Source organism: Paenibacillus sp. PL91 (genome assembly GCF_012935325.2).
Lineage (GTDB): Bacteria > Bacillota > Bacilli > Paenibacillales > Paenibacillaceae > Pristimantibacillus.
This window is the reverse complement of record NZ_JABBYG020000011.1, coordinates 20,169-33,766: the sequence shown is the minus strand read 5'-3', so window position 1 is coordinate 33,766 and position 13,598 is coordinate 20,169. Positions and strand designations below refer to the sequence as shown.

Annotated in this window: 11 protein-coding genes; 2 read left to right on the top strand and 9 right to left on the bottom strand. The window is 50.4% G+C overall.

Translation table 11 applies throughout. The features are described 5' to 3' along the window. Positions 1-19 precede the first annotated feature (19 nt). Positions 20-442 carry a DUF4395 domain-containing protein gene (locus HI950_RS22795; RefSeq protein WP_169087509.1) on the top strand — a complete coding sequence of 141 codons (423 nt, stop codon included), beginning with the start codon at positions 20-22 and terminating at the stop codon, positions 440-442. 28 nt (positions 443-470) lie between these two features. Here the strand turns inward: HI950_RS22795 and HI950_RS22790 are convergent, their stop codons facing one another. The 9 genes from HI950_RS22790 to HI950_RS22750 all read right to left on the bottom strand — a co-directional run bounded on the left by HI950_RS22790 (position 471) and on the right by HI950_RS22750 (position 11,192). Then, the gene (locus HI950_RS22790; RefSeq protein WP_411268132.1) at positions 471-1,451 is read right to left on the bottom strand and encodes a FecCD family ABC transporter permease; all 981 of its coding nucleotides are present in this window, start codon (positions 1,449-1,451) and stop codon (positions 471-473) included. Further along, complete coding sequence (locus tag HI950_RS22785; RefSeq protein WP_169087507.1) at positions 1,444-2,472, bottom strand: FecCD family ABC transporter permease; 1,029 nt, start codon at positions 2,470-2,472, stop codon at positions 1,444-1,446. The genes HI950_RS22790 and HI950_RS22785 overlap by 8 nt, the downstream gene beginning before the upstream one ends. Before the next feature lie 4 nt (positions 2,473-2,476). Beyond that, positions 2,477-3,454 (bottom strand): ABC transporter substrate-binding protein, encoded by a 978-nt coding sequence (locus tag HI950_RS22780; RefSeq protein WP_169087506.1) that lies wholly within the window; start codon positions 3,452-3,454, stop codon positions 2,477-2,479. A 114-nt stretch (positions 3,455-3,568) separates the two neighbouring features. Continuing rightward, positions 3,569-4,366, bottom strand: coding sequence for a helix-turn-helix transcriptional regulator (locus HI950_RS22775; RefSeq protein WP_169087505.1), 798 nt, complete (start codon positions 4,364-4,366; stop codon positions 3,569-3,571). Positions 4,367-4,385: 19 nt separating this feature from the next. Next, positions 4,386-5,372, bottom strand: a complete 987-nt coding sequence (locus HI950_RS22770; RefSeq protein WP_169087504.1) for a YhdH/YhfP family quinone oxidoreductase — start codon at positions 5,370-5,372, stop codon at positions 4,386-4,388. 569 nt (positions 5,373-5,941) lie between these two features. After that, entirely contained in the window at positions 5,942-8,128 is a 2,187-nt protein-coding gene (locus HI950_RS22765; RefSeq protein WP_169087502.1) for an MMPL family transporter, read from the bottom strand. A 71-nt stretch (positions 8,129-8,199) separates the two neighbouring features. Continuing rightward, entirely contained in the window at positions 8,200-9,582 is a 1,383-nt protein-coding gene (locus HI950_RS22760) for a sensor histidine kinase (protein WP_169087500.1), read from the bottom strand. Next, a complete protein-coding gene (locus HI950_RS22755; protein ID WP_169087498.1) occupies positions 9,579-10,259 on the bottom strand; it encodes a response regulator transcription factor in 681 nt (226 codons plus the stop codon). Before HI950_RS22755 ends, HI950_RS22760 begins: the two co-directional genes overlap by 4 nt. A 114-nt stretch (positions 10,260-10,373) precedes the next feature. Then, positions 10,374-11,192, bottom strand: coding sequence for a protein-glutamine gamma-glutamyltransferase (locus tag HI950_RS22750; RefSeq protein ID WP_169087496.1), 819 nt, complete (start codon positions 11,190-11,192; stop codon positions 10,374-10,376). A 196-nt stretch (positions 11,193-11,388) separates the two neighbouring features. On the opposite strand from HI950_RS22750, the gene HI950_RS22745 reads away from it, so the two are divergent. Next, the gene (locus HI950_RS22745) at positions 11,389-13,548 is read left to right on the top strand and encodes an ABC transporter transmembrane domain-containing protein (RefSeq protein ID WP_169087494.1); all 2,160 of its coding nucleotides are present in this window, start codon (positions 11,389-11,391) and stop codon (positions 13,546-13,548) included. Positions 13,549-13,598: the final 50 nt, after the last annotated feature.

The following is a 13,598-nucleotide window of genomic DNA, read 5'->3' as shown; positions in this document are numbered from 1 at the left end:
GGAAAGTTGGTTTAGATAAATGAAAGAGATTCCGATTCCGTACGTTCGCAGCAATCAAGCCGGTATCGTTGCCGTTCTGCTCCTTGCGATTATCTTGCAATTGCCTTGGCTCATCGCTGCGCTTTGGATTGTTCAGGTGGCTGGATTGATCTTCGGACCGAAAGCAAATTTGTTTATTATTGTTGCACGTCCATTTCTCGTAAAACGGATTGCGAATGCTCAAACAGAAGCAGCCGAGCTGCAACGCTTCAACAACTCACTTGGTGTAGGGTTCCTCACCTGTTCGCTGCTTAGCTTTACGCTCGGCTGGTCCGTAGCTGGTTATATTTTTGCTGGCATGATGGGGGCTGCTGCCCTAGCCGCTATACTCGGCTTTTGCATCGGCTGCACCATCTATTTTCAGTTCAAGCAATTCCGCGCGCGGAGATTAAACAGAAGCTAGCAGCTATCCTCCCTAGGGCCTAGCTGCATTATCCGCTCCGCAATCGAGCACGGCGCAATAAATATACGAAATAGGGCGCTCCGATAATCGCGGTCATAATCCCGACAGATACCTCTCGCGGGATAATGATTACGCGGCCAATGCAATCGCCTAGCAATATCATATCTGCCCCAATGAGCGCTGCTAGCGGAATAAGCCATTGATGCCTTCCTCCAACCAATAGCCTCGCGGTATGTGGAGCAATCAAGCCAATAAAGCCGATTGCTCCCACTGCCGCTACTGAAATAGCCGTAAGTGCAACCGCGAGCAGCAGCAGCCACAGCCGATCCCTCGCAAGACTAAGCCCAAGTGCCGCACTTCCTTCATCCCCTAGCTGAAAGATGTTCAGCTTAGCGAAATTCCACCACACGATTGGCAGCAATACGACAATCCAAGGCAATAGCATCAGCACCTCGTCCCAGCTGCGTCCCCATAAGCTTCCCGACATCCATAGCAGCGCCATATTAATGTCCGACGGATTTTTGACGAGCATGTATTGAATGCCCGCTTGGAAGATCGCGCCGATCGCAATGCCGACGAGCGCGAAGGAAGCTGGCGTCAGCGTCATTCTCCTGCTGAGCAGCAAGAGCAGCAAGAATGCGAGAAGAGCACCGGCAAAAGCCGCAGCGGGAAGCGCATAGCTTGGGGCTCCCGGAAATACGAAGATGACCAGGGTTGCCGCGAAGCCCGCTCCCTTCGTAATGCCAATGACGTCGGGGCTTGCCAACGGATTGCGTATGATGCTTTGCAGAATAACGCCCGCCACCGCCAGCCCGAAACCCGCCAAAATGCCTACGGCTATGCGCGGCAGCCGGTACTCCCGCACAATAAACGAGAAGGAGCCGTCTTTTGTCGCCAAGCTTTCCCATAGCTCGCGAAAGGGAACCGAAATGGCACCCACCCGCACGGATAGTATAGACAACATAATGAGAAGCGCAAAGGCGATCAAAAGAGGCATGCTCTTACGCAGCATGGCCGGCACCTCCTTTTTTACGCGCCAAATAAATAAAAAATGGGCCGCCGATTGCAGCCGTCACAATTCCGACCGGCGACTCATAGGGAAAGGCGATATAGCGGCTGATGAAATCGGCATAGAGCAGCAGGCTGCCGCCAAGCATCGCCGTTAAAGGCACAAGAAGGACGAGCCTTCCTCCGACTAGCGCACGGGCAATATGCGGAACGATCAGCCCGATGAAGCCGATTGGCCCACAAATGGCTACCGCTGATCCTGCGAGTATAATGACGAGCAGCATACATATCGCCTTAATCACGACAATGCGTCCGCCTAATCCAATCGCAACCGCATCATCCATCGCCAGCAGCTTAATCGATGGAATCATAAGCATAAACACAATAAGCCCGATAACAGCAAAGGGCCATAGGGTTCGCACCTCCACCCAAGAGGCGTGATCAACGGAGCCAACGAGCCAGAACAGCATGCTGTCTGTGGAATGCTGATTCAAAATCGTAAGCCCCTCCGTCAAGGAGGAGAGCAGCACCGAGACAGCGATACCTGCTAACGTCAGCTGAACATGCTGCTTCTGCTGCGTACCCGCAAGCAGCCAAACCAAAAAGGCGCCAAAGGCAGCGCCAACAAATCCAAACCATACCGAATGGGTCAACGTAATGCCTGTAAATGTAAGTAAAGAGATTACTACCGCTAGAGAAGCGCCTGCATGAATGCCAAGCAAATGCGGCGAAGCGAGCGGATTTCTAGTAATCAGCTGGGTCAACAGGCCTGCCAGCGCCAATTGTACGCCAACGAGAAGAGCCGTAAGCGTTCGGGGTAAGCGAAGCGTTTGAATATACAAATGCGCTTTATCCTGTCCCTGCCACGTTAGTGCCTCCCAAAGCGTAGACCACGAGGTATGCGCTTGCCCCCATTTCAAGCTGCCGAGAAACCCCATCATTAAGATGATAAACGATATGCAAAAAAGGAAGAGCAGAACCGGCTTGCGGTTCTGCTGCTGCAGCTTAGATAGTTTAATCATCCTGTTACTCCCCTAAATAGGTAACGATATCCTCGGCCATTTTCTCCGATCCAAGCAATCCGCGAGATAATGCCCAATTCCGTCTTTCCACTGTAAATACATGCTCCGATTTTACCGCATCCAGCTCCTTCCAAAGCGGGTTCGCTTCCCACTGGCTTATGATAGTCTCTTCAGTAGCCGGCAGCAGGAAAATCGCTTTCGGGTTCGTCTCAACCAACTGCTCCAGGCTTAGCTGCGGATAAGAATCATCGCTTTTCACCGGATCGGTAAAGCCCAGGCTTGCCAGGAATGATCCGGTATACGAATGATCAGAATGCGCATAGAAGCCTTTTGGATTTACGACTGCCGGAAGCACGGTCAAGCTTGCATCCTTGATTTTCGACTTCGCTTCAGCCATTTTGGCCGCATGCTCCTCCAGCCTTTTCTCGCCTTCCGCCTCTTTACCAATCGCCTTAGCGATGGTTTTATAGTTTTCCAGCATTTGATTATAATCCGCCTGATGATCATCCAGCACAAGCGTAGGCGCAATGGCTTTCAGCTGTTCATATACCGTTTTGTGATGATTCAAATCCGCAATAATCAGATCCGGCTTGAGTGAGCTAATAAGCTCAATGTTCGGCTCATAACGGGAGCCTATCGAAGTATAATCCTTTAATTGCTCCTTTACCACGTCCATGAACAACTTTGGATCATCGTCGTCCGCTACGCCAACCGGCTGAACGCCAAGTGTCATAAGCGCGTCCGTATAGCTGAACTCCAATACGATAACACGCTCCGGCGCTTTATCCAGCTCGATCTTACCAAGCGCATGCTCGATTACCGTTTTGGACTCGGCTGGTGCGTTAGCAGGCGCTTCTGTAGCTTGACCCGCTTCCGATGCCGGCTTTGAATCATTGTTAGCTGCGTTGCCGCAAGCGATAAGGCTCAGTAGGACAATACTTAATGCAGTGAAGCTGAGTACACGCTTAAATCCTTGAAGCATAATACTTGTTCCCCCTAGAAGTGAATATGATTATTATTCTCATTTACATTCTAAAGGGATCATCGTCATTCGAACATATCTTATCTTAAGATTGGACATGTCTTATTTTTAGATTTATGAGAGGCTCTTTTTGAATTCCGTCGGCGAGCAGCCCACTTCCTTCTTGAACATCCGGCTAAAATAAAAGTAATCGGCGAAGCCTGCTTTTTGCGCAATATCCTTGGCATTCAAATCCGTTTGCTGAAAAAGCTGCTTCGCTTTCTCGATTCTCAGCCTTCGCATATAAGTTGTCATCGTCGTGCCGGTGTATTTTTTGAACAAGACGGTAAAATGCCCCTCGCTCATTCCGGCCCGATTCGCAAGCATCGGCAGCGAAAGCATCAGCATATAATGCTCATTCATATATGAAATCGTATCTTCGATCGCTTGCTCCGCCGACTTCTCCTCCTTCTTCATCCCGGACTCATACAGATAAATGTACAAAATCCGCTCCAGCATAAGCCGCAGCCGAAATCGCCGTGCCTCGTCCCCCTCCTCGGCAGCACTTAACTCCGGCTCCGTTATTCGCAGCATTTCATCCAGCATGTAATGAATTTTAATCTCGCTATACGTACTGAGCGGGCCAGCAAGCGTCCATGGTTTGTCTTCTGGAATGATGCGATAGATAATAACGCCGTACTCTGCTCCCCTCGTCTTTGGCACCTCGATGCTGTACCCGCTCCGCAGGGGGTGACAGGCATATCCCTGCGAGCAGACGACAGCAACGCCGCCCTCCGTCTTCACCGTAATGTGGCCGCGCCGCACGATAAGAAGCGCATGCTGACCCGCCTGAAGCATAAGCTGCTGCGAGGCTTGATAGACATGAACCCGTTCTAGCCAAGGTATAAGCATGTTGAGCTGCTGAAAATCCATATTCGCCTAACCCTTTCCTTTAGAGCTTAACAACCTTCCTGCCTTTTGACCGTCCTGCTAAAAGAATATCCACCTGCTCGCTCACCTGTTCCAGCCCAATTTCCTCGCACAGCTCATCCAGCATATGCGGCTTATAAGCGCCGGCTAGCAGCTCCCACACCTTTTTCCGTACCTCCATGCCTGCCATGACGGAATCAATGCCGATCAGCCGAACCCCTCTAATGATAAAAGGAAATACCGTCATCGAAAGCTCCGATCCGCCTGTCAAACCGCTCGCTGCAACAACACCGCCGTATTGCATTTGAGGAAGGAGCGATGACAGCGTCTTGCCTCCAACACAATCAATCGCGCCTGCCCAAAGCTGCCTATCCAGCGCCCGCTTCGAATCCACCTCAAGCTCCTCCCTGGGGAGAATGCGCTTCACGCCTAAACCGAGCAAATATTGATGCTTATCCGGCTTTCCGGTACTCGCCGCCACCTCGTAGCCGAGCTTTGCAGCAATTGCGGCAGCGACGCTCCCTACGCCTCCCGTAGCTCCCGTGACCAGAATAGGCCCATCCTCCGGACGAACCCCGTTATGCTGAAGCTCATACACGGATAACGCTGCTGTAAAGCCCGCTGTCCCAAGTATCATCGCTTCTTTCATCGAAAGACCGCTCGGCAGCTTAAGCGCCCATTCTGCTGGTATACGGGCATATTCGCTATATCCGCCAAAATGGCTGACTCCCAGACCGTAGCCCGTTGCCACCACCTGATCCCCTGCTCGGAAATTCTCGTTTTTACTCGAAACAACCGTACCAGCCAAATCGATCCCCGGTATAAATGGATAACTCTTCACAATGCCGCCATTTCCCGAGCACGCTAACGCATCCTTGTAATTTACGCTGGAATACGCAACTTGAATGAGCAGTTCCCCAGCCGGCAGATCACCGACCACCATTTGCTTCGTTTCCGCAATCATTTCGTTATCTATTTTATTGATGACAAGCGCTCTAAAAGATGACATACAAGCACCTCCATTTATAGGTAAAGAATAGGATGATCCATTTGCTGCTTATCTTATAGACTCTATCCAGAATACGCCTTCACATATGCAAACTATATTACGGCCGATCCGGCTCACGCAACCCCAATTCTAGCTAATCCTATCGGGCTTATACCGTCATCTGCCGCATCCTTCCCTGCAGCGCAAGTGAATGACACCCGGACATACCAAGCCATCCTCCGCCAATAGAAACACCTTCAGGCAACAGGAGTAGATACAAGGTAACACCAAGTAACACAATATGACACCATTCGCCAGCAAATGCCCTATCACATTTACTGCAAAGACGGCATACCATTCTCACCTCCACGCCACACCGCACATCTTGGATCATGGATCACGGATCATAGATAAGCTCGTTTCATGCAAAAGGATCAAATCAGCATAGTCCCGTTTTCTTCTTCCACCTTTACATTAACAGTTATGGCTGCGGATTGCGATATGGCTATTGAACGTAAAAAAGGACACGAACGGACAAAAAAAGAAAGCCCCATAAAACATAGGGCTTTCTCTTAAGCTGAGCGAATCCGTTAGGACGGTATATTCTTTTTCTGATTAAGCAGCACCGTCATCACGGCTGGCAGCAGCATCCCTCTGACGAGGAATGTATCTATTAAGATGCCTACTGCCATCATGAAGCCGAATAGAAACAGCTCCTGCAGCGGCTGGGTCATAAGTACGGCGAATGTCGCGGCGAGTATAATGCCGGCCGACGAAATCACGCCGCCAGTCGAAGCAACCGCGAGCTGAATCGCCTTTTTCCATGGATGCCGAGCCGCTTCCTCTTGCACTCTTGAGACAAGCATGATGTTGTAATCGACACCCAAGGCGACCATAAATACAAAGCTGTACATCGGCAGTCTATAGCTGATCGTCTCATACCCAAGCAAGGCATGGAACACGCCCCAGCTTAAACCAAGCGTCGCAGCATAGGATAACAAAATCGTGATCATCATACACAAAGCAAGCTTGATCGAACCCGTCTGCCATGCAAGCATAATGGTAATCAACAAAGTGATAAGACCAAATACGACTAGCGTATCCTGCTTGTTCATCGCCCTTACATCAACCTGCTCTGCGGTTTGCCCGGCGAATTGAAGCGACTGCCGCGCCGGATCAAAGCCGTTAGCGCGAAGCATGGAATCGCTCTCCTTCTGCCACTCTTCCACAGCATCCAAAGCTGCCTCATCATACGGATTCATCTTCAAAATCAACTGCAGCCGCATCGACCGCTTATCTATCGATAGAGTCTCTTCCGGCACGATATCCAGCTTCGTCAAATCAGGAATTACTGAAGCAATTTTCCCTTGCCCTTGCAATTCCTCCGTCAACGAGCGCAGCTTGCCAGCGAACGAAGCGTCGGCTCCAATATCCTCTGCATTGTTCACCACCAGCGTCACGGGAGCAAGCTCGCCTGGCGGATAATGCTGCTCCAGCAGCTCGAACCCTTGACGGGAGCCCAGCTTCTCCGGAAATGATTTCATGAGGTTGAAGGAGAAATTAAGCCCCAAGGCATTGATTGCAGCTAATAGCAGCATAATGAGCATAATGCCCGCAACGCGCTTCGGCCTGCTCGTTACGAAGTTGCCGATTTTTGTCCATAGGCGATTGCGATTGCTCGTTTGTTGCGTCTGCACCTTCGGCACGAAGGGCCAGAACGCTTTGCGGCCAAGCAGCGCGAACACAGCCGGCACAAGCGTTAGACCCGCCAGCAGGATAACGGCCACCGCCGCTGCAAACACGGGCGCAAACCCGCGATAAGGCTGAAAGGTAGCCGCAAACAGTGCCAGCATGGCTAGCAGCACCGTCCCTCCGCTGAACAGAATCGGCTCTGAGACATGCTTCATCGCTGATTCCATTGCGGCATGCTTGCTCTGCGTTCCCAGCAGCTCTTCGCGATAACGCGAAAATACGAATAGGCAGTAGTCCGTTATAACAGCGAATAATAGAATCATCATAATCGATAGCGACTGCTTATCGATAACGAATAAGCCTGCCTTGCCGGCAAGTCCTATCAACCGATCAACAACAGCGTATACAAGGCCGGCTGCCGCAAGCGGAATTATCGCAAGCAGCGGTGAGCGGTAGATCGCAACCAGCAGCACAAGAATAAGCACGACTGTCGCGAGCATTAATACGACGTCGGCATTGCGGAAGAGCGTGAGCGTATCGGCGGAGATCGCCGCCGGGCCCGTCAGCTCAAGCTGGACATCCGCAGCCCCGACCAACTTCCACTTCTCTCTTATCGCATCGAGATCTGCCAGCACTTGATCCGATTCCGTATGCTTCATCAGCGTAACCGGAAGCAGCAAAGTCGTACGATCCTCTGACAGCTGCTCCTCCTGCACAGGAGCCGGCAGCGCATGAAACGGCAGCGCTTTATCTATATTCGCGGGCTTCGAATCCGAAGATAGCCACTCGCTAAGTTCCGAAATGCTTTGCAGCTGCTCAGCCGTAATCGTTTGTTTGTTATGAAAGACGAGCAGCGCCGGCAGCCCTTCCGCCGAAGGGAATTGCTCATCAAGCAGCCGCTGCGCTTGCTGCGCCGGATTATTGCCGCTTGCGCTGCCTTCGCCAGCGCTTATCGCGTATTCCTTCGCTCCGGGAGACGTCATGCTTAGCGCAATAGCCAGCAGCACCCAGCACAGCAAGCTTATTTTCGCCCCTCGCGGGCTGCACACATATTGAATCACCTTTTGTAATGGCCTTATATTCATGTTCCTGTCCTCCTGTTCTGTCCTTCTTCTGCATTATCGAGCAGGAACATGAACAAGCGATGAACAGAACATTACAAACGCGGAAGCGTGACCGTAACAATTGTACCCGCTTCAAGCTCGCTTTGAATGCGAATGGAGCCTTGATGCAGGGCGACCAATTTATGAACGATGGATAAGCCTAGTCCACTCCCAGCCGACGAATGGCCGCGAGCCTTATCCGCTTTATAGAAGCGATCAAATATAAAAGGGAGGTCCTCCTGAGGTATCCCGATGCCCGTGTCGCGTATCTCGACTGCTATCATATCCGATTCCGATAGGGAGATGCCAATGCCAATAGATTGTCCTGGATTGGAAAACTTGATGCTATTGGCGATCAGGTTCAGCCACACCTCGTGGAGAAGCTGATGATCGGCTTGAATGGTCGTATCCGGCAAATCCAGCTCCCATTGCAGCTCCTTCTCCATCCACTGCCATTCAAGCGTAATTAAAATGTGGCGTATCTGCTCGTCCAAACGAAACGGCGTTTTATTCAGCGGCTTGTGATCCTTATCCAGAGCGGCAAGTGTTAGGAGCTGCTTGCTCAAAGCAGACAGACGCTCGCTTTCCTTCTCGATGATCATCAAATATTGGTCTGTCTGCTCCCGCGTCGTTTCCTTATCAAGCGCTGCCCGGGCAAGGCCTTGAATCGAGGTCAGCGGCGTTTGAAATTCATGCGACACGTTGGAGACGAACTCCTGCCGCATCTGGTCCAGCTGCTTGATCGCAACCGTCATAACCGAGAAGTTACGTGCCAGCTCTCCGATCTCATCCTTCCGAGACAGCTGCAGCCCCGCGTCAAAGTCACCGGCTACGATTTGCTTCGTCGCTCTGGTCAGCTCATTTACCGGCCTTACGATTAACCGCGATAGAATAACGATAAGCACCAAACTGATGATGAAGGTAAATCCAATCAATATGGCTGCAATGATTCGAACCTCCCCAATCTGCTGCTGCAGATCAGGACGAATAAACAGCGCCGCTCTGCCTTCTTTTGTCTCGATGGGCAAGCCTGCCGTGTTCAATACACTGTTTTTGAAATAGGAAAATAGCTGCAGCCGTTCCTTCTGCTCCTCCATGCCACGATATATAGCCCCATCTATTACGGATTGAATTTGCTGCTCGGTTAGCTTCCCATGCTTAAAGGGCGAGCCATAGGCTTGTCCCTGCATATCCGCACGAACCAAATAAATTTGAAAACCAAGCGCAGCTATATGCTTCAGATAGTCGTTCAGATCCATTTGCGGATTCCGTTCGTATTGGACTTGGATGTTTTTCGCAATATCGATCATTTTTTGCCCATTGCTGCTCTGCTGCTTATTTTGGTAATACAAGCTTGTTAACAACAAGCCCAGAATACCGCTAATCATTGCGACCATAACAAACGTAAATACGATGCGCACATACAGCGATTTCATCCCTCGCGCACCTCCAGCTTATAGCCAAGACCACGAATGGTCGTAATCGTAAAATCATCCTGACTATCCGCGAAGCGCTCTCTCAGACGTTTGATATGGACATCGACAGTACGGCTATCGCCTTTGAAGTCCGCGCTCCAAATAAGCTGAATCAGCTGCTCTCTCGTATAAATGCGTCCCGGATGGCTGGCAAGCTGCGACAGCAGCTCAAATTCCCGGAGCGGCAGTGTAATCAGTTCATCGCCTACTTTTATTTCATAGCCTTTACGATCGATCGATACGCGCCCGAGCCGAATAACCTCGGAGGACACTAAGCGATAACGGCGCAGCAGCGCCTTCATTCGGAACAAGAGCTCCTTCGGGTCGAACGGCTTCGTCAAATAATCATCGGTCCCGGAATCAAACCCTTGCTCCTTGTCCTTCATCTCCGCCTTAGCCGTCAGCATAATAACAGGGATGTCATAATGCTCCCTGATTTCGCGGCATAGCTCAAATCCGTTCATCCCCGGCATCATAATATCGACGACGGCCAGATGCACCTGCTCTCTCTCAAGCAGCCGGGAGGCAGCTTGTCCATTTTCAGCTTCCAGCACGACATAGCCGTCCTTCCCCAGCACGAATCGCAGCAGCTCTCGAATCGAAGGATCATCATCTACAATTAATACATGCATTCTCATTGGATTGCTCCAGTCTAATTAGGGATAAAAGAAACACCGGTAAGCGCAAGCGGTCAAGCTCTCGATACGGGTGCTTCTGTAATGATGTTTATTCGTATTAATCATAATACTTATTTATAAATAAAGGTACTCGCCGCCAATCGTCCCAACGACCGGGTATTCCCGTGCCTCACTAATAGCTTCCCACCAAGCATCTCTCACCGAAAGGCCTCGTAAGTACTCGAAATCCGGCGTAACGACCAAATCCTGAAGGTATGCCGATATGGTGCTGTTTTCCCTCCGCATGCGATTAAGGGCGGCAATAATATCCTGTCCCGATTCGATGCCGATGCCGTGCCCAAAATACAAATTGTCGTCCAGCATTACGACGTTTTCGCCCTGCCACTCCGGCGTTTCCGGATCATGCTCCGGATTTTTGAAATAGAGTACATCGCCGGGATAAGCCTCGTTTTTATTGTAAGTCGTAACTAAGCGCAAATCGCGGTCATACTGCCAGTCCCGCAGAAACAGGTTTTGAAAATACGTATTAAACACCGCTTCGCCAACGGTATCAAGCACCGCCTTATAAAAAATAATGATGATTGCGCCCGCGCATTCGAACCCATACAAATGCCCATTTTCAAAAATATCGTTTATTCCTACAGAAGGCAATACGCCTCCGTTCAGTTGAAAGCCGCCGTTTTCCGTCCGCGTCCAATATCGCTCATTGCATTTTGACCCTGCAAAGGTCGCAAAGTTCGCTCCTCCTGCATATAGCGCTTTAGCCGCCTCTACGATATGCGTTCGCATTTTCAGCTCAAACTCCAATGCATCTTCAGACGGATAGCGATAAACGACCCGACTTCTCTGCTTGGCTTGCAGCATTCTTCTCTCCAGCTCTGACAGCGTAAGCGGATTAAGCGAAAACGTAGGACTACCCGAAACAAGTATCACTGTCGTTCTCCTCCATTTTTTCGATTTTCTATTAGGTTATTGTACGTGTGAAAATCTTTTTTGTGAGGAGTGATTGCGCAAAACCAAAATCTCTTAAAACCTGCCGTCCTATCTATCGATCTTCTTCTGTTCATTGTCTAAGCATGGTATAATTTGTCGGCATCCCCACAATTGCTCAGAAGGAGCCGAACACGATATGGTTTTTACTGTTTTGAAACATTTAATCAGCTATATGCGAGCTTATAAGCCGCTGGCTGCCTTTTTTTTGATTATGCTGTCTCTCGATCTCGCCTTTATATCCCTTGCGCCGCTCAGCTTTAAAGTACTCATCGACAAAGCGATTGTCCCTCAGGATATGAACGCCTTCATCCTTATTCTAATTGTCCTTACCATAAGCGGCGTAATCTGCCTTAGCGCCGGCATCCTTAGCGATTACGCGCTCGCTAAGCTGACTGCGCGAGTCCAAAAGGATTTACGGATGCGTTTGTTCGAGCATATGCAGCAGGTCAATATCGGCTTTTTCCAAAAAACGCGCTCTAGCGAGCTGCTCTCCTATTACTCTGTCGATCTTCCTACTATCGAGCGATCGATGAACGTCCTGTTGACTATCGGCCTGCAATCGTTAACCGTAGTTACGATCAGTACAGCCGTTTTATTTTATTTGCAATGGAGCATGGCGCTTGCCATATTGCTTGGCGCTGCTATTATTTTCGCAGGCCCCTATCTGCTCGGCAGCCGGGCCCAAGCGATCAACGCCAGCCATAAGGAACAGCTGGATCATTTGATCGGTGACGTACAAGAAAATATTAAAGCACAAAAGGTAATCAAAGGATTTAACCTGCAGCAAGCGATGTCGGATAAATTTGCCGACAGGCTGCAGGCGATGTTTCTCATTCATTACCGCAAAAACGTTATAAATGCCCAATTGGAGCGGTTCCCGATGGTTAGCTTGCTGGTCGTCAACCTGTCGATTATTGGATTCGGCTCCTATCTCGCGCTTCGCGGTTACATTACGCTCGGCTCCTTAGTCGCCTTCTTCACCATGTATACCTCCATGGGCAACTCGGTATTTAACCTTACTTTTACAATACCGACCATAACCGATACTTCGGTCAGTATCGACAGAATGAACAGGCTGCTGCATGCATCCAAAGAAGCGACGGGCAGCATGCCTTTGACGAGCCAGCAAAATACACTGCCAGACATTCGCTTCTCAGGTGTATCCTTCCGCTACAACGAGGAGCAGGAGGTGCTGAAAAAAATCGATTTGCATATCGCGCCCGGCACTACTGCAGCATTCGTTGGCTCCAGCGGCTCCGGCAAAAGCACGCTGGTCCAGCTCGTGCTCGGCTTCTATGAGCCTACCATCGGGCATTTGGAAATTAACGGGCACCCTATGAAGGACATTAGCCGAGGCTCGCTGCGAAACCAGCTAGGCGTCGTCTTTCAGGAAAACTTCCTCTTCCGCGGAACGATTCTTGAGAACATCCGCGTCAGCAAGCCGGAAGCAACCAAAGAAGAAGTGATGGAAGCCGCGATGAAAGCAGAAATTCACGATTTTATTATGACGCTCCCAAGCGGCTACGACACCGAGGTGTTGGATGAAGGCTCAAACTTCTCCGGCGGGCAGCGGCAGCGGCTGGCGATCGCACGCGCCATCATCAAAAACCCGCAAATCTTATTGCTGGATGAAGCCACCTCTGCGCTGGACCCGATATCCGAGGCAGCCATTAACCGCACGTTTAAGGAGCTCTCGTACAATCGCACAGTTATTACGGTCACTCATCGTTTGTCCTCCATTACAGGAGCGGATTGTATTTTTGTATTTGATAAAGGAGCGCTCGTAGACAGCGGCACCCACCAGCATATGCTTGCAAGCGGCGGCTATTATAAGGAGCTGTGGGATAAGCAAAATGGGATGCAGGTGTCCAATAGTGGTCAGGAAGCGGATATTGACGAAGAAAGGCTTGCGAAGCTGCCGTTCTTTAAAGGGATCGACACCAGCATACTGCAAGAAATTCGCAGCCTATTTAATACGGAAACAGCCGCCGCAGGCCAGCCTGTTATTGCCGAGGGCGAGCAGGGAGAGAAATTTTATTTGATCGCTCGCGGCCGAGTAGAAGTCTCGCGTCACAACGCTCAGGCTGAGGGCGGCAAGCAGCGCCTCGCTATTTTGGAGGACGGCGACCATTTCGGGGAAATCGCACTCATTAATAACGTCCCCCGTACCGCCGATATAACGGCTATTACGCCTTGTGTCTTCCTTACCCTACAGCGGAAAGGGCTGCATTACATTCTCTCTAAGCACCCCGAAATCAATGAGCGTGTGAGGGAAACATTAAAAGTGCGAAAATAGGAAAGCCATTCGTTTAAAATAAAAAAAGAGAACCGCCGATCCCAGGATCA